At 56.9% G+C, this 15,937-nt stretch carries 14 protein-coding genes; 9 read left to right on the top strand and 5 right to left on the bottom strand.

Annotated elements, in window-relative coordinates; translation table 11 throughout:
- Nucleotides 1-7: 7 nt before the first annotated feature.
- Together ADICEAN_RS15975 and ADICEAN_RS15970 are read right to left on the bottom strand one after the other, a co-directional pair.
- Nucleotides 8-568 (bottom strand): HAD family hydrolase, encoded by a 561-nt coding sequence (locus tag ADICEAN_RS15975; protein WP_009196679.1) that lies wholly within the window; start codon nucleotides 566-568, stop codon nucleotides 8-10.
- 10 nt (nucleotides 569-578) lie between these two features.
- On the bottom strand, nucleotides 579-1,460 hold the full coding sequence (locus tag ADICEAN_RS15970; RefSeq protein WP_009196678.1) for a hypothetical protein: 882 nt from the start codon (nucleotides 1,458-1,460) through the stop codon (nucleotides 579-581).
- Between the two features lie 104 nt (nucleotides 1,461-1,564).
- Between ADICEAN_RS15970 and ADICEAN_RS15965 the strand changes: the two genes are divergently transcribed.
- On the top strand, nucleotides 1,565-2,443 hold the full coding sequence (locus tag ADICEAN_RS15965) for an SPL family radical SAM protein (protein ID WP_009196677.1): 879 nt from the start codon (nucleotides 1,565-1,567) through the stop codon (nucleotides 2,441-2,443).
- Between the two features lie 103 nt (nucleotides 2,444-2,546).
- Entirely contained in the window at nucleotides 2,547-2,756 is a 210-nt protein-coding gene (locus ADICEAN_RS15960) for a hypothetical protein (protein WP_009196676.1), read from the top strand.
- Between the two features lie 62 nt (nucleotides 2,757-2,818).
- Here the strand turns inward: ADICEAN_RS15960 and ADICEAN_RS15955 are convergent, their stop codons facing one another.
- Entirely contained in the window at nucleotides 2,819-3,646 is an 828-nt protein-coding gene (locus ADICEAN_RS15955) for a universal stress protein (RefSeq protein ID WP_009196675.1), read from the bottom strand.
- Nucleotides 3,647-3,796: 150 nt separating this feature from the next.
- Between ADICEAN_RS15955 and ADICEAN_RS21460 the strand changes: the two genes are divergently transcribed.
- On the top strand, nucleotides 3,797-5,182 hold the full coding sequence (locus ADICEAN_RS21460; protein WP_009196674.1) for an exonuclease domain-containing protein: 1,386 nt from the start codon (nucleotides 3,797-3,799) through the stop codon (nucleotides 5,180-5,182).
- 9 nt (nucleotides 5,183-5,191) lie between these two features.
- On the opposite strand, the gene ADICEAN_RS15945 is transcribed toward ADICEAN_RS21460, so the two are convergent.
- Nucleotides 5,192-6,277, bottom strand: coding sequence for an isoprenoid biosynthesis enzyme family protein (locus tag ADICEAN_RS15945; protein ID WP_009196673.1), 1,086 nt, complete (start codon nucleotides 6,275-6,277; stop codon nucleotides 5,192-5,194).
- A gap of 67 nt (nucleotides 6,278-6,344) precedes the next feature.
- Here ADICEAN_RS15945 and ADICEAN_RS15940 point away from each other — a divergent pair, with 67 nt between their 5' ends.
- The 5 genes from ADICEAN_RS15940 (at nucleotide 6,345) to ADICEAN_RS22910 (ending at nucleotide 12,297) form a co-directional block, all read left to right on the top strand.
- On the top strand, nucleotides 6,345-7,061 hold the full coding sequence (locus ADICEAN_RS15940; RefSeq protein ID WP_009196672.1) for a hypothetical protein: 717 nt from the start codon (nucleotides 6,345-6,347) through the stop codon (nucleotides 7,059-7,061).
- A 240-nt stretch (nucleotides 7,062-7,301) separates the two neighbouring features.
- Nucleotides 7,302-9,008 carry a 1-acyl-sn-glycerol-3-phosphate acyltransferase gene (locus ADICEAN_RS15935; RefSeq protein WP_009196671.1) on the top strand — a complete coding sequence of 569 codons (1,707 nt, stop codon included), beginning with the start codon at nucleotides 7,302-7,304 and terminating at the stop codon, nucleotides 9,006-9,008.
- Between the two features lie 11 nt (nucleotides 9,009-9,019).
- Nucleotides 9,020-10,066: an NAD(P)H-dependent glycerol-3-phosphate dehydrogenase gene (locus tag ADICEAN_RS15930; protein WP_009196670.1), complete on the top strand. Its 1,047-nt coding sequence runs from the start codon at nucleotides 9,020-9,022 to the stop codon at nucleotides 10,064-10,066.
- Nucleotides 10,067-10,190: 124 nt separating this feature from the next.
- Nucleotides 10,191-12,068, top strand: coding sequence for a BamA/TamA family outer membrane protein (locus tag ADICEAN_RS15925; protein ID WP_040397605.1), 1,878 nt, complete (start codon nucleotides 10,191-10,193; stop codon nucleotides 12,066-12,068).
- 52 nt (nucleotides 12,069-12,120) lie between these two features.
- Nucleotides 12,121-12,297: a hypothetical protein gene (locus tag ADICEAN_RS22910; protein ID WP_009196668.1), complete on the top strand. Its 177-nt coding sequence runs from the start codon at nucleotides 12,121-12,123 to the stop codon at nucleotides 12,295-12,297.
- 58 nt (nucleotides 12,298-12,355) lie between these two features.
- Here ADICEAN_RS22910 and ADICEAN_RS15920 read toward each other — a convergent pair whose 3' ends face one another.
- Nucleotides 12,356-13,333, bottom strand: coding sequence for a M23 family metallopeptidase (locus tag ADICEAN_RS15920; protein WP_009196667.1), 978 nt, complete (start codon nucleotides 13,331-13,333; stop codon nucleotides 12,356-12,358).
- A gap of 140 nt (nucleotides 13,334-13,473) precedes the next feature.
- Between ADICEAN_RS15920 and alaS the strand changes: the two genes are divergently transcribed.
- A partial coding sequence (gene alaS, locus ADICEAN_RS15915) for an alanine--tRNA ligase (RefSeq protein ID WP_040397603.1) occupies nucleotides 13,474-15,937 on the top strand: 2,464 nt, incomplete at its 3' end.

Below are 15,937 nucleotides of genomic sequence, written 5' to 3'. Positions count from 1 at the left end.
AGGGCAATTACCGCCATGCCGGCCTCCTGAGCAGCCCTGATGCCCGCCTTTGNTCTTCAAAAACAATACAACGCTCGGGGGCCAGTTCCAGTACATGGGCTGCCTTCAAATAGAGGTCGGGGGCAGGCTTGGCCCGTTTTACCTGCGAGCCATCTATTGTATGCGAAAAATAGGGAGCAACGCCCAGGGCATCCAGCGTAAAGTGCATGTTGAGGGGCGGAGCTGAGGTGGCAAGCGCCAGCCGCCAGCCAGCCTGCTGCAGCTTCTGCAGAAAGGCTTCAAGGCCGGGTGTTGGCTGCAGGTGCGGCTTGTACAGGTTCCGGTAAAGCTCTTCTTTTTCTTCTCCCAATTCCCGCACTTTCTGTTCGCTTAGCTCCTGGCCGAACAGGTAGCGGATGGCCTCCCAAACCGAGCGGCCGTTGATGTGCTCGCTAAACTCCGCTTCGTCAAGTGAACGCTGGTGGCGCCGGCAAAATTCTTTCCAGGCTTTTACATGAAAGGCGTGGTTGTTTACCAATACCCCATCCATATCGAAAATTACGGCTTTAGATGCGTTTTGTGTATCCATTACAGCTGGGTTAAGACGGATTCTCTCCTGACAGGAGGTGTACAGCGCCAGAAGCGCCCCTGCCGCCAAATGCCGCATAAAGAAAAGGCGCCGCAAAGCAGGCCCATACCGGTACCAGTGCCGCAAACAGGCCATCGCCAAACCAGAGGGTGAACATACTTACCACCAGCAGCACCAGAACCTGCGCGGCTTTCAGGCGCCGGAGCAGGAGGGGGCTGCCATCGGCATCGGCCCGGGCATGCAGCTCCTTGAGCTTACGGATAAAAAGCGCAAAGGCGGTAGCCAGGGCTATGATCAGAATGTTGATCTCTATGGACAGAAACGCAGGTGGCAGGGCAAAAGGTTTAAGCCAGAAGGCAATCAGCAGGCTCAGGCCGCAGAGCAGGGCCAGGTAGCGCTGCCAGGCTTGTGGCTGCGGCAGGCTGCCATTGAGCCAGAAGGCAGCCGTAACCAGCACACCGGCCATGGGCTGCCCCCGGTAGAGCAGCCAGCCCATCAGGCCCAGGAGCAGCAGCACATCGCCCGGCCGGGCCGGCACCCCCGCCGGGCGGATCACCAGCCGCAGACACAGCAGGATGCAAAAGAGCAGCAGCAGATCGGGCATAGGCCAGAGCCACAAGCCTGCCGAGGCCAGTCCCACGGCTACAAAGGCCGCCCAGGGGGCATCTGGATGCAGCTCCCGGCAAATGGCCCAGCTTAGAAAAACCGCCAGCCCAATCTGGCTTCCGTAAATGGCCGCCCCTTTCAGGTCTTCTTCAAAAAAGCCCAGGTAGCCTGCTCCGGCCAGCAGTGCTGCTGCCAGCATGCACAGCAAAATAAGCCGGTGGGTAAGAAGGCGTACAGAAATGAGGCGCCCCAGTCCGGACCAGGCATAGAGCAGGTTTGGGTTCATAGGCAGAAAATTAGGCAAAGAAGCCAACACCACAAAATAGTGGCAGAAGTTGCATACTTGCGTTTTCAGCCGAATCTTTGGTACAAGACCCTTGTTTTAGAACTATGCCGAAGCTAAAACGCCAGCGTACCAAAACGCTATCCATTAAAGCAAATGAGCGTTCCTCCGATTTTGTAACCCCCAATTTTATCTATGGCTGCCTGGGGGGCTGTCGAAACACCTACTGCTATGTGATGCGCTACAATTACGAGCATGTGTTTATCAACGAAAATCTGGAGGAGATCCTGACCCGGCTGGAGCTGCATGTGGCGGCCCAGCCGTTCCCAAAGGAACCCAATCAGGTAGACCCCCTGTACTGGACCTATGACATTGGCTGCGCTACGGACATCTCGCTGCACTGGAAGCACTACCCCTGGGAACGGGTGTTTGGCTTTTTTAAAAAACACCCCAGGGCCAAAGCCACCTTTGCCACCAAATATGTAAATGAAGCACTGCTGGCCTATGATCCGCAGAAAAAAGTACGCATCCGCTTCAGCCTGATGCCGCAATCCATCAGCAGCCGGCTGGAACCCAACACCGCCCCTATTGCCGAGCGGCTGGCAGCCCTGGTGCCCTTTGCGCAGGCGGGCTATGAGGTGCACCTGAACTTTTCGCCCATTGTGGTGTATGAGGGCTGGCTGGACGACTACCGGCAGCTATTTCTGCAGGTGGCCGCTGCAGTACCGGAGGCGCTGCGGGAGGAGGTAAAGGCAGAGGCCATCTTTCTGACCCATAACCCCTGGCAGCACCAGCGCAACCTGGAGCGAGGCCTGCAGGCCAGCGAAGCCTTGCTCTGGAAGCCTGAGCTGCAGGAAGCCAAAACCAGCCAGTACGGCAGCCAGGCGCTGCGCTACCGCATCCCCCTGAAACGGGAGTGGATTGGACAGTGGCAGGCGCTGCACCAGGACCTGATTCCCTGGAATGAGATCCGCTATATTTTTTAAGCCGCTAGCGGCTGATCTCCCTCTTGAGCTGCAACCCTTTGCTGCTTTTGCAAGTACCTAATAGGATAGAACCTATTTATTCAAGAACCAAAAACCACAGCATATGGGACGTAATACAGGAAGAGACCACCATGTAAATAAAAGCGAGCTGAAGGACCGGGATCCGGCCAAAGAGCAAAATCCAAACCTTAAGGGAGAAACGGCTCCCAATGTACGCACCGAGCGCATGGGCACCTCCGATGTGCCGGCCAGCCGCCAGAAAGACAACAGCCCCAAAGGCAAGCAGAACCAGCAGGAGGGTGAGTCAACCTAAGGGCCACTGTCCTGAAGAAAATTTTACTAGTCAGAATTTTGGCCCGGGCGGCCGCTATCCCCTTACTCGTGCGATACCAGCAGGGGGATATCGGTTTCCCGGGCCAGCTTTTTGGTAAGGCTGCTGTGGAAAAGTCCCTCCAGCAGGCCATAATGGTGTGAAACGGCCATAAGCCAGTCGGGCTGTTCCTGGCGGGCCAGCTGCAAAATAGCCTCCTCCTTATCATCGGCCTGCTGCAGCACCACGCTGGGCTGCTGCTGAAAGTAGCCCTGCAGCTGCTGTAGTTCTTTTTCTTTTTTGGGTGAGAGGCCCTCCCTGCTTTCATGCACATGCAGCAACACAATATCGGTCTGCAGCCAGCGGGCTATGCCCAGCAGGTTCTCTACAGGTTTTGGATTGTCAAAAGGTTTCAGGTCGGTGGCAAACACCAGCTTGCGCGGGCGGCGGTAGCGGCTGCCATCGGGGATCAGCAGTACCGGCGCTTTGGCATGGCGGATGGCATAGGTATACATATTGCCAAAGAAACTGTCCAGCCCGCCGCTGTCGTGTGTATGCAGGATCACCAGGTCAATGTCTTTCTCGGCAATAGCATCGTTGAGGTCGCTGCTGGTAGGGCCGGGCTGCACCATGCACTCATAGGGCACGCCGGAGGGCTTCAGCTGCCGGTCTTCCAGTAGCTGCATTTCTTCCAGGGCCCGCTGGCGGGCCTGCTCCAGCCAGATGGCCTGGTCGGCTACATAATCGGTTTCCAGCGTATTAATGGGGATATAATAGCTGTTCAGCACATACACAGTGGCCTGCAGGTCCCGGGCCATGTCCAGGGCATACTGCAGCGAGATCAGCGAGGCATCAGAAAAATCGGTTGGTACCAGCAGGTTTCGTACACTCATAGCAGTAGGGGGTTACGCCTGCTTAATAAAGTAGCCCAAGGGTTCAAATGTTTGGCAGGCAACAGGCTGCCGCCCCATATTTTACAGAGTTTTTTATGACTTGCTAAATTTTTTGGGAGAGCCTGGTGTTTTGTTCTAAATTCGCAGAGCATGTACGCTGTTGTAGACATAGAAACCACCGGTGGCGGCATACGCTGGAGCCGCATCACCGAAATTGCCATCTATATCCACGATGGCAGCCGCCTGGTGGATAGTTTTAGTTCGCTGGTGAATCCCGGCCAGCCCATTCCGGCCTTTATTAGCCAGCTTACCGGCATTACCGATGAGATGGTGCAGGATGCGCCCACTTTTGAGGAGATTGCCCCGCAGGTAGACCGCCTTACGCAGGGCTGTATCTTTGTGGCGCACAATGTGGCCTTCGATTATAATTTTATCCGCCATGAGTTTGCCCGCCTGGGCCAGCCCTTTGAGCGGGACCGCCTGTGTACCGTGCGCCTGAGCCGCCACTTCATCCCCGGCCAGGACAGCTACAGCCTGGGCCGCCTCTGCGAAGCCATCAGCATACCCCTGCAGGACCGCCACCGGGCTGCCGGCGATGCCCATGCCACCCTACTGCTGCTGGAGCGCATCCTGCAGCACAATGAGCCCGAAAGGCTGCAGGCCTTTGTGGCCAGCGGCAGCCCCTATGAGGCGCTTAACCGCCGTCTGAAGGGTATACGGCTGGAAGATATTCCCCAGACTGCCGGGCTGCTGTACCTGCACAACGCGCAGGACGAGCTTCTGCTCATTGAAGGCACCACTAACCTGCGCCGCCGTGCCATAGCCTTTTTAAAGAACAAAGCCGGCCGCCTGGGCAGCGCGCTGCAGCAGCAACTGGCCGATATCCGCTTTGAGGAAACCGGCAGCGGGCTGCTGGCTGTCTTGCTGGCCCATGAGGAGATCAGCAAACAGGCACCTCCTTTTAATAAAAAAACCGCCGCTCCGCTGCGCTGGCGCATTACGGCCACCGAGGGCGCCGATGGCTTCCTGTACCTGGGGGTGGCCAAAAGCGGGGCCGGTGAGCCCGGGCCCTACGCCTCCCGCCGCCTGGCCAACGAAAAACTCTCTCAGCTGGTAAAGCAGTTCTTCCTGTGCCGCCGCTACAGCACGGCCAAAAAAGAAGCCTGTCCCCCTGCCGCCTGCCTGAAGGCCTGCCAGGGCATAGAAGAAATCGCCACCTACAACCAGCGGGCGCTGGCAGCCCTGGGTACAGTAGTGCAGCCCCCCCGCGCCGAGCTGATTCTGGACCGGGGCCGGCATGGGGCAGAGCGGGTGGTGATTCTGGATCAGGGGCATGGGGTGGTGCGCTGGGGTACCCTTGAAACCGCCAGCCGCTATGCCAGTGAAGAAGAGCTGGCAGCGGCGGCCAGCCGGGTGTTCCGGGCCAGCGGTGCTGCCCCCCTGCTGCATCACTATCTGCTTAAAAATCCGGTCATGAAGCGCATGCCCCTGGAGCCGCAGCCAGCTGTGCAGGCAGTGCAGGGCTCTCTTTTTTAAGCTGTTGTCCTAGTCCTGCTCCGGCGCCGGCCATCGATAGGAGCGCTTGCGCCTGATCCTGCTCAGCCAGTCATCGATCTGGTCCGGTTTTGTGGTTTCATTCAGCTTTTCCCACTTCCAGCCCTGGTTATAGAGCAGGGATTTTAGCAGCTTTCGCCGTAGCTTTAATTTATCTGACTGCAGCTGCTCAAAGGGCTTTCCGTCCAGGGGCAGTTCATTGGCCAGCAGGGGGGTAAGGTCAGGTGGGGGTGGCACGTGCTCAGCCGGGGTGATCAGGACATTGTGCAGCGTTTGCAGGTAATAGGTAATGGCGCTTCTCAGTTCATAAAGCTCGGGCAGGGAGGGGGCAACACCCTCTGGCTTGTACAGCATCAGGATGCTCAGGGCTTCGTCCAGGGAGGCAAGGTTCAATTCCAGGCTTTCTTCCCGGTTGGTAGAATGAAAGTTGTGCAGGATGGGGTACGCCATATGGTTTTGAGCCACCTCTACAATTTCTTCTGACAGGGAGGCAAGGTCATTTTTAAGCCGGGAGAAGTCATTGCCATCCCAGTAGCGGAGCAGGATCTCCTGAGGGCTGCCGCCGGAATGGTAAATGCGGATGCTTACCTTGCGCCGCGTAATGTCGTTGGTGACCACCGAATAGAGGTAGGTGATGATGATGGTGATCACAATGTAGCCGCTAAAGGAGATAAAGGCGCTATACAGCTGCCAGCCAGGCCCGCGGGCAATAAACTCGCCACTGCCCATGGTCGAGAGCACATAGCCGGTAAAATAGGTCTTTTCTACCCAGGTAGTAGACCGCAGGGTGCCGCTCTCCACCACCGAGCCCGGATCAGAGATAAAGATAAGCGAGTTGGAGAGCCAGATGAGCAGCAGCCAGCCAAACAGCCAGATCACCACCGATACCGGACCGGCATAGTTGAGGATTTTCCGGGACCCCTTATTGCCAGAGAGTTTCAGGAACAGCTGCCACACCCCCCGGCGCAGGTAGCCGGCCAGTTTGCCTGAGCCCACCGGTGCAAAGGTGGTGATGATCAGGTCGGTAAGTACCAGTAGTAATAAAATAAGACCGGCAGTGAAAATCCAAATGTTCATCACAAAGCGGGATACTATGCAGAGAAAAGAGATATTTGTATAAGTACTGCTCTTTGTTCAGAAAGTTTTGAAAGCACCCGAGATACCCGACAGCCCGCAGCCCGCGGCACAGCTGATTGCCTATGCCTACCTCTCCCGGGAGGGAGACCACCGCAATGTGCTGCAGCTTACCGAAGGGGCCCTGCACATTGTGTACCGGGGCAGGAACCGCGCCTTTTCCCTGGCCTATATCCAGCAGCTGGCGCTGGAGCACCGCAAGCTCTGGCTGCCCCTGATTGGGGGAGGCATTCTGGCCAGCCTCTGCCTGCTGGCCCTTTTCCAGACCTTTAGCATGCCCTTTCGCCTGCTCTCGGGGGTGATGGCAGGGCTGCTGCTGATCTGGTGGGGCTACCGGGGCAGCATGGCGCTGGTGGTGTATGAGCAGCGCCACCATACCGACTTTCTGCTGCCTGCCCAAAACAAGGGGCTGGCGCTGTTTGTAGCCTTTGCCAACCGGCTCATTCGACGCTACCCCGAGCCGCTGGAGCAGTATTGCCTGCCCCTGAGCGCTGTGGAGTGGCAGCAGCTGCAGCAGGAGGGGGTGCTGGAGCTGGTCCAGGCCCGTGACTGCCAGCCACGGGAGCGTCTGCGCTACCTGCCCGCCGCCGGCCTGGAGTACTGGTTGGCCTTTGACCCCCTGCGCATGGGCGGGCGCCTGCGCTGGAGCCTGCAGGGGCAGGAGCTACTGGCCCAGCTGCAGGGCCGCATTGCCCGCCAGGAGGTAGAAGAATTTATCAGGAGCTAAAGGGGTGCAGGCAGCCTGCCGGCAGGGGTGCTGAGCAGGGGGCTGCATTCTAACATTCGGCTGGCCTGCGTGTTATGCAGGGAAGGCGCTGGGTTAATGGCCAGCCATCTGTGAAAGTTTTACAACAGCCGTCTTTGCCTCTGCAGGATTTTTTTATGAGTGAAAGGCCTGCTAAATTGCGTTCGATCTCAGCATACGCCCCCATTGGGGGCGGGGATCTTACTTCATTATTAATGCGCCATGCATCCCAAGCCGGAACCGATAGAATATACCAAAAAGATATACAAGCCGATCATTGCCCGGGCCGAATACTGGCCTGTAATGCAACTGAGCCGCAACCGCCGCAGTTTTATTGAAGAAGTAACCGAGGCCTCCATTGAGCGCATTCTGGAAACCAAACCCACCCGTGCCGCCCTCATTGAGGAGCTGGAAACTACGCTGCACCGGGAAAAGCACCGCATTAAGCAAAACGCCTGGGCCGTAGACCCCGAAGATGATGCCGAATTCTGGGGCGAGGTGCAGAAGCTGCTGGTGACCATCTCCAGCGATACCAATGGCAAAACTACAGGGCAGGAGAAGGAACTGCTGCGCCGCATCCTCTACCGCTATGTAGAGGAGATTGCCGGCAGCTTTCAGCATAACTCCTACCGCTTTGCCCGCCGGGCCATTACCTTTGGCTTCTCCCGCCTGCTCAATGCCTCCCGCGTAAAAGGCTTCAGCTCGCTGTGGAGCAACCAGTACAGCCTGCAGGACAAGCTGCACATAGCCGGCGAAACCGATCACATCCGCTCCCTGGCCCAAAAGGGGGTAGTAGTCATGGTGCCAACCCATTTCAGCAACCTGGATTCCATCCTCATTGGTTGGGTAATCCATGTGCTTGGCCTGCCCCCCTTTATCTATGGCGCCGGCCTCAACCTTTTTAACATAGGGGTGATCGCCTATTTCATGAACAGCCTGGGCGCCTATAAGGTAGACCGCCGCAAAAAAAATGTGATCTACCTGGAGGCACTCAAGACCTACAGCAGCCTGGCCATCCAGAAGGGCTGCCACAGCCTGTTTTTTCCCGGCGGCACACGTTCCCGCTCCGGCAAAATTGAAAAGCGCCTGAAGCTGGGCCTGCTCAGCAGCGCCATGGAAGCCCAGCGCGAAATGTACCAGAAGGAGCAAAAGGGCGGTGAGCCTGCCCGCAAGGTGTTTATTGTGCCGGTATCACTCAACTACAACTTTGTGCTGGAGGCGCCCAGCCTCATCAACGAATACCTGAAGATCAAGGGGCAGGAGCGCTACTATGTGGAGACCGACAGGTACAGCAACTCCTACAAGATCATGAAGTTTCTGCTCAAGTTCTTTACCCGCGGCTCCGATATTTCGGTGTCCATAGGCCGGGGCATGGACCTGCTGGGCAATTATGTGGATGATGAGGGCAATTCCTATGATAACAACGGCAAGGTCATTGAAACCCGCGATTACTTTGTCTCCAACGGCGAGGTAACCAAAGACAAGCAGCGGGAGCAGGAGTATACCCGCATGCTCAGCGAGGCCATTGTGCTGGAGTATCATCGCATCAACAGGGTATTCCCCAGCCACCTGGTGGCCTTTGTGGCCTTTGAAATGCTGCAGAAAAAGTACGACAAGCTGGACCTCTTTAGCCTGCTGCGCCTTTCGGAAGAAGAGCTCACCATTCCCTATGCCGACTTTAAGGCTACCTTTGAGCGGATGCGTGATGTAGTGGTGCGCATGTATCACCAAAACAAGATCCACGTAGATCCCAACCTGATGGGCGATGTGGACAAGGTGATCACCTACGGCCTGAAGAATGTGGGCATGTACCACAGCAAACGTACCCTGATGCGCGATAAACGGGGCGATATTACAACCGAAGACATGAATACGCTCTTCTACTACCACAACCGGCTGGTAGGCTATGAACTGGAGCAACACATCTGAGCACCGCATACATGAACAAAGGGGTAAAGGCGATAGGCGTAATAGGCGCTGGTAGTTTTGGCCTGGCCATGGCAAACATGCTGGCCGAGAAAAACGACGTGCTCCTCTACGCCCGCCGCCTGGAGTCGGTCACCCATATTGAGGCGCATGATTCCTACAAGGGCAAGAGCCTGCACAGCCGCATCCGGGCTACCAATAATATGGAAGAGCTGGCCAGTCGCTGCAATGTGATCTTTCCCATTGTGCCGGCGGCCAATTTCCGGAGCATGATGCGGGAGCTGGCCCCCTATCTGCATCCCTACCATATCCTGATCCATGGCACCAAAGGCCTTGATATGTGCCTGCCCAAGGGTACCCCCCAGAGCGCCAATCCAAAGATAGACCGCTCCTGCATCCGCACCATGAGCGAGGTGATCCGGGAAGAAAGCGTGGTGGTGCGCATTGGCTGCCTGGCCGGTCCCAACCTGGCCACCGAGCTGATGCAGCGGCAGCCTGCCGCCACCGTAGTGGCCAGCCATTTTAAAGAAGTGATCAATGAGGGCATTCGCCTGCTACGCACCGATCGCTTTCAGGTCTATGGCAGCGATGATCTGGTAGGGGTAGAGCTCTGTGGCGTGCTCAAAAATATAATTGCCATAGCCTCGGGTGCCATTAGTGGCCTGGGGCTGGGCTCAAACGCCCAGGCGCTGCTCATTAGCCGGGGCATGGTAGAGATGATCTACCTGGGCAAGGCCCTGGGGGGCGATGTGCATGCCTTCATAGGCCTGGCCGGCGTGGGTGACCTGGTGGCTACCTGTACCAGTACCCTTAGCCGCAACTTTACCGTAGGCTACCGCCTGGCCCAGGGCGAAACCCTCTCCCAGATCATGGCCACCATGGAAGAGACCGCCGAGGGTGTACATACCGTTAAGGTCATGAAGATGCTGGCCGAGAACATGAAGGTGCGTGCCCCTATTACCCAATCGCTGCATAAGGTGCTTTTTGAGGATATGAAGGTAGAGCTGGCCTTGCAGTACCTGATGAAATACCCCTTCAATATTGATGTGGATTTTCTCTGATGCAGCCCTGCTCAACTCCTGAACGGCCCTTTACGTTAAGGGAGGCAGGGGCTTTCGTATGATTTTGCGATCACAGTTGCTTGTAGTGTTTTGTGTTTGGCTTGGGCTCTGCAGCTGGAGCCGGGTGGGCTCCTGTGCATCCGCAACCAACTACCTGCCAGGCAACCTGCTGCCAGACGCAGTACGCCCACTGCCAGAAGAAGATACCGTGCGCCGCTTTCGGCCCTGGCTGGTGCGCCAGCTTACCGACACCAGTAAAGAAGCGCGTACCCAGCTGTTTTACGATGAGCTCAAAACCAAATTTTACCGCAATAATCTTACCCGGCGCCTCTACGACCTTGTTTTTGTAGCTCCCAACGCCCCGGCCCCGGTTGTTACCCAATCGTACCAGGAGGCGCTCGACTACTTTCAGCAGTATCAGGGAAAGGTTATTCGCTCCGTTACCCTGCGCAAGCTTCCGCTCTTTGGCCCCACCGTACATGACACCACCCGTACGGCCACAAACTGGCTGGGGCGCACCGGCAACCGCATCCACTTTCAGACCAAAGGATGGGTACTGGATAAAAACCTGCTTTTTGAAGAGGGAGAAGCGGTAGAGGCTGAGCTCTTTTATGACAATGAGCGTCTGCTGCGTTCCCTTTCCTACATACGGGATGCCCGCATCCGCCTGCAGGAGGTGCCCGGCCAGCCCGATGCGGTAGATGTGATCGTTATCACTCAGGATGTATTTCCCCTCAGTGTGAGTGCAGCCAGAGGCGAGTTTAGCAGCTACCAGCTGGAGGTGCAGAACAACAATATTTTTGGCATTGGCCACCGCCTGAGCACCGGCCTGTCTTTTCGGGAAGGGGGCGCCCCCTCCATGGGCTACCTGGGTGCCTATACTGTAGAGAACATGGCCGGCACCTTTGCCACCGGCACCCTGCATGCTGCCTATACGGATATCAACAAGAGTGTGGGCCTGAGCCTGCAGCGCCCCTTTTATACCCCGGATATCCGCTGGGCCGGCGGGCTTGACCTGCAGCGCAACGAGCGCCTGAGGGTATTGCCCAACCGCAATCCCCTGCTGGATACCGTAGTCTGGTGGTCGCACGACTGGCTTGATCTCTGGGCGGCCCATGCCATTCCCTTCCGCAGCCGGCAGGCGCATCCCGGTGGGCGGGAGGCGCTGGTACTGGCCGGCCGGGCCCTGCGGCTCTACCACCACGATTCGCCCGGCGATCGGATGGAGAGCCGGGATTTTTTCCTGGACCGCAAGTTGTGGCTGGGCAGTGTAGGCTGGGTGCAGCGGCGCTACCGGCGCGATGCCTTTATTTACGGCTTTGGCATAACGGAAGACGTACCCCTTGGCTCACTGATCAACCTTACGGCCGGCTTTGAACATCAGGATCGCGAGTCTGCATTTGTGCAGCTGAGCAGCGGCTGGGGCACCTACCTGCGGCGGGCCGGCTACGTAAACCTGCGCCTGGCGGCCGGCCAGTTTCTGGGGGGCGAAAGCCGGGCCGAGCGCCGCATGCGCTACGCTGCCGCCGACTGGATAAGCCCGCTGCTGCCCCTGAAGCGGTACATGCTGCGCCAGATGCTGCACCTGGACTATATGTATGGCGACCGCCGCTATAGCTATGAGTTTTTGTCGGTGGGCGATCGGGAGATCAGGGGCATTCGCAATGTGTTTCTGCGCGGTACCCAGCGCTTCAGTGCCTCGGCCGAGAGCATTGTGTTTAGCCCCTGGCAGGCGCTGGGCTTTCGCTTTGCGGCCTTTGCCTTTGCCGATCTGGCCTATCTGAACGAGAGCCCCTATTTCTCGCTCAGGGGCAGTGCGGTGCAGGGCTATGGGCTGGGGCTGCGGGTGCGCAACGAAAACCTTACCTTTAAGACCTTTCAGGTTCGGGCGGCCTGGTACCCGGGCCCGTATGGCGGTTTTGCACTGACCATCCGGGGCAATCCGGGCGCAGTTTTTCAGGATTTTCGAATCGATCGGCCCGAGATAATCCCCTTTCAATAAGGGGTAACAATTGGGGTGTACTGCCGTGTTAGTAGCATATACATTTTATCAAATGCAGGATTTTTTAAACGTATTTCTACTGCTTGCCCTTGTGCTGCTGGCCATCCTTGCCTTTATATTCCTGGCCGATTTGCTGGGCGTCTGGGGCCTGGCGCTGCTGGAGATTCTCATTACGGTAGGCATTATTCTGCTGGCCATCCGCTTTATCCGCCCGCACAATCGCTCTTAAAAGGAAAGGCTGTGCGAGGGGCACAGCCTTTGGAGTGAGGGAGGAAACCGCCGCCGGATTAGCCCAGCGACTGGTTCTCTCTGGAGGCCAGCTCCAGCATTTTTTCGTATTCGTCGGCGTTCAGCTCCTGGAAGAAGAAGTTCATGGGGTTTACCTTTTTGCCGTCTTTGATAACCTCATAGTGCAGGTGCGGGGCGGTAGAGGCGCCTGTGTTGCCTACGTAGCCAATGACTTCGCCGCGCTTTACCCGCTGCCCTTTGCGTACGGTAAAGTTATCAAGGTGGGCATACTTGGTTACATAGCCATAGCCATGGTCAATCTCCACTTCCTTGCCGTAGCCGCCATAGTTTGATTCTTTTTTCACTACTACGCCATCGCCGGTGGCATAAATGGGCGTACCCCTCGGTGCCGAGAAGTCGCAGCCGGTGTGCATGCGGCGCACTTTATAAATGGGGTGAATGCGCAGGCCAAAGCCGGAGGCCATGCGGTTCAGCTCTTTGTTGGAAATGGGCTGAATGGCCGGAATGCTGGCCCACATTTTTTCCTTGTCGTTGGCCATGCGAAAAAGCTCGTCGTACGATTTGGTCTGGATGTACATCTGCTTTTTCAGCTGGTCTATTTTCTTGAGGTTGCTCAGGATCAGATCATCCCGGCTGAGGCCTTTTTCCAGCAGGTTCTTGTAGCGCTCGGTGCCCCCCACGCCAGCCTGGCGGATGGTAGAGGGAATGGGTTCGGCCTCAAAAATGGTACGGTAGATATTGTCGTCCCGCTCCTGCAGCACCTGCACCATCTGGCTCAGGCGGGTAATGTCTTTCTCCACCACCTCCTGGTAGAGCTTGTACTCCTCAATCTCCTTGCGCATCTGCGCTTCTTTGGGCGAATCGAAGTACTCAAAATAGATGGTTACCATAATGATGGCCATAATGCAGGTAACCATCAGGATACCCAGGGTATTGAGGAACATTTCCCAGCGAGATCGTTCTATCCGCTCGTAGCGGCAGGTGTCGGTATCGTAGTAATATTTTATCCTTGCCATCCCTGTATGGACATTATTTTATAATTTTGCGCTTGTTCTAGTTATTTTACAGACTATTAATAAGCGGCGGGCGGTTATCCCTTACAAATGCAAGATAAAAAAGTTTGCATAACCGCACACCCCTTTACCTGATACCTATGATGGACGCCCGGCAAATCCGAAGTACTTTTCTCCAATTTTTTGAATCAAAAAAGCACCGCATTGTGCCTTCTGCGCCAATTGTAAATAAGAATGATCCAACCCTTCTGTTTACCAATGCGGGCATGAACCAGTTCAAAGACTACTTTCTGGGCAATAAAGAGCCGGATAATCCCCGCATTGCCGACACCCAGAAGTGCCTGCGCGTATCGGGAAAACACAATGACCTGGAAGAGGTGGGTATTGATACCTACCACCATACCATGTTTGAAATGCTGGGCAACTGGAGCTTTGGCGATTACTTTAAGGAGGAGTCTATTGCCTGGGCCTGGGAGCTTCTGACCGAGCACTTTAAGCTGCCAACCGAGCGCCTGTACGTATCGGTTTTTGAGGGCGATGCCAACGAAAATCTGGCGCCCGATGCCGAGGCCTTTGAGCTCTGGAAAGCCTATGTACCGGAAAGCCGCATTTTATACGGAAATAAAAAAGACAATTTCTGGGAGATGGGCGATACCGGCCCCTGCGGTCCCTGCTCCGAAATTCACATCGACCTGCGCCCCCAGGCAGAGATCGATCGGGTGCCGGGCCGGGAGCTGGTCAACAATGACCATCCCCAGGTAATCGAGATCTGGAACCTGGTATTCATCCAGTTTAACCGCAAGGCCGATGGCAGCCTGGAACTGCTGCCCGCCCGCCATGTGGATACGGGCATGGGCTTTGAGCGCCTGGTGCGCGCCATTCAGTTCAAGTCCTCTAACTACGATACGGACGTTTTTCAGCCCATGATCCAGCAGGTAAGCGCCGATGCCGGCATTGCCTATGGAAAAGAGGAGCAGACCGATATTGCCATGCGGGTAATGGTAGACCACATCCGCGCCATTGCCTTTGCCGTGGCCGATGGCCAGCTGCCCTCCAACACCGGGGCCGGCTATGTGATCCGCCGCATTTTGCGCCGGGCCGTGCGCTATGCCTTTACCTTCCTGAACCTGAAGGAACCCTATCTCTATAAACTTGTAGAAGTTCTGAGCCGGGAGATGGGCGAGTTCTTCCCCGAATTACCGCAGCAGCAGGACTTTATCATGCGGGTGATTCAGGAAGAAGAAGCTTCCTTTCTGCGTACGCTGGAGGTAGGCCTGCGCCGCCTCAACGACCTCATAGCCGGTGGTGCCACCGCCATTAGCGGTCCTGTGGCCTTTGAGCTCTATGATACCTTCGGCTTCCCGCTGGACCTTACCGCCCTGATTGCCCGGGAGCGCGGCCTTACCGTAGACGAAGCCGGGTTTGCCGTAGAGATGGAAAAGCAAAAGCAGCGCTCCAAGCAGGCGGCCACCTCCGAAACCGGCGATTGGGTAACGGTACGCCCGGCCAGCCAGCCCACCGAGTTCCGGGGCTATGAGGAGCTGAGCAGCCAGGCGCAGATTCTGCGCTACCGCCAGGTGAAGGAAAAGAACAAAGACCGCTTTCAGCTGGTGCTGGACCGTACCCCCTTCTATGCCGAAAGCGGCGGGCAGGTGGGCGATACCGGTTACCTGAGCGACGGGCAGGAGCGTATCCGCATTGTGGATACCAAAAAGGAAAACGACCTGATTGTGCACTACGTAGAGCATCTGCCCAAAAACACACAGGCCCAATTCGAGGCCGTAGTAGATGCCGATAAGCGCCAGCTAACCCAAAATAACCATACCGCTACCCACCTGCTGCATGCCGCCCTGCGCCGCGTGCTGGGCGAGCACGTGCAGCAAAAGGGCTCGCTGGTAAACGATAAAGGCCTGCGCTTTGACTTCAGCCATTTTGCCAAGCTCAGCGATGAAGAGCTGCAACAGGTAGAAGACATGGTAAATGAGCGCGTGCGCCAGAACATTGCCCTGCAGGCCGATACCGATGTGCCCCTGGCCGAAGCCCGGGACCGCGGCGCCATGGCCCTGTTTGGGGAGAAATATGGCGATACCGTGCGGGTGATCACCTTTGATCCCAGCTATTCGGTAGAGCTGTGTGGCGGTACGCATGTGCCGGCAACCGGCCAGATCGGCCTATTCAAGATTGTGTCTGAAAGCTCTGTATCGGCCGGGGTGCGCCGCATTGAGGCCATAACGGCCCGCACGGCCGAGCACTGGGTACGCCAGCAACAGCAGCAGCTCGAGGAGCTACGCCAACTGCTTAAAAATCCCAAAGACCTTAGGGCGGCCATCAGCGGCCTGCTGGAAGAGCGCCAGCGCCTGCAAAAGTCCGTAGACGAAATGCAGCAGCAAAAGGCGGGCGACCTGCGCGGCGAGCTGGCCAGCAGCATGCAGGAGATAGGGGGTATGCAGGTGATCATCCAGCAGGTAAGCCTGCCCAGTGCCGATGTGCTCCGCAGCCTGGCCTATGAGCTGCGCCAGAAGTTCGATCGCCTGTACCTGGTGCTGGCGGCCGAGATCGAGGGCAAGCCGCAAATTGCCGTGATGTTCTCCGATACTCTGGTTGAAA

Origin of the sequence: Cesiribacter andamanensis AMV16 (genome assembly GCF_000348925.1) — a bacterium.
GTDB classification, from domain to species: domain Bacteria; phylum Bacteroidota; class Bacteroidia; order Cytophagales; family Cyclobacteriaceae; genus Cesiribacter; species Cesiribacter andamanensis.
The sequence above is the reverse complement of the archived record's forward strand: the minus strand, read 5'-3'. Positions and strand labels throughout refer to the sequence as shown.

Excerpts from the sequence above, each read along its gene's own strand:
- ADICEAN_RS21460 (WP_009196674.1), top strand. The coding sequence starts at position 3,797 with ATGTACGCTGTTGTAGACATAGAAACCACCGGTGGCGGCATACGCTGG.
- ADICEAN_RS15960 (WP_009196676.1), top strand. The coding sequence starts at position 2,547 with ATGGGACGTAATACAGGAAGAGACCACCATGTAAATAAAAGCGAGCTG.
- ADICEAN_RS15935 (WP_009196671.1), top strand. The coding sequence starts at position 7,302 with ATGCATCCCAAGCCGGAACCGATAGAATATACCAAAAAGATATACAAG.
- ADICEAN_RS15930 (WP_009196670.1), top strand. The coding sequence starts at position 9,020 with ATGAACAAAGGGGTAAAGGCGATAGGCGTAATAGGCGCTGGTAGTTTT.
- ADICEAN_RS15955 (WP_009196675.1), bottom strand. The coding sequence starts at position 3,646 with ATGAGTGTACGAAACCTGCTGGTACCAACCGATTTTTCTGATGCCTCG.
- ADICEAN_RS22910 (WP_009196668.1), top strand. The coding sequence starts at position 12,121 with ATGCAGGATTTTTTAAACGTATTTCTACTGCTTGCCCTTGTGCTGCTG.
- ADICEAN_RS15920 (WP_009196667.1), bottom strand. The coding sequence starts at position 13,333 with ATGGCAAGGATAAAATATTACTACGATACCGACACCTGCCGCTACGAG.
- ADICEAN_RS15965 (WP_009196677.1), top strand. The coding sequence starts at position 1,565 with ATGCCGAAGCTAAAACGCCAGCGTACCAAAACGCTATCCATTAAAGCA.
- ADICEAN_RS15945 (WP_009196673.1), bottom strand. The coding sequence starts at position 6,277 with ATGAACATTTGGATTTTCACTGCCGGTCTTATTTTATTACTACTGGTA.
- ADICEAN_RS15970 (WP_009196678.1), bottom strand. The coding sequence starts at position 1,460 with ATGAACCCAAACCTGCTCTATGCCTGGTCCGGACTGGGGCGCCTCATT.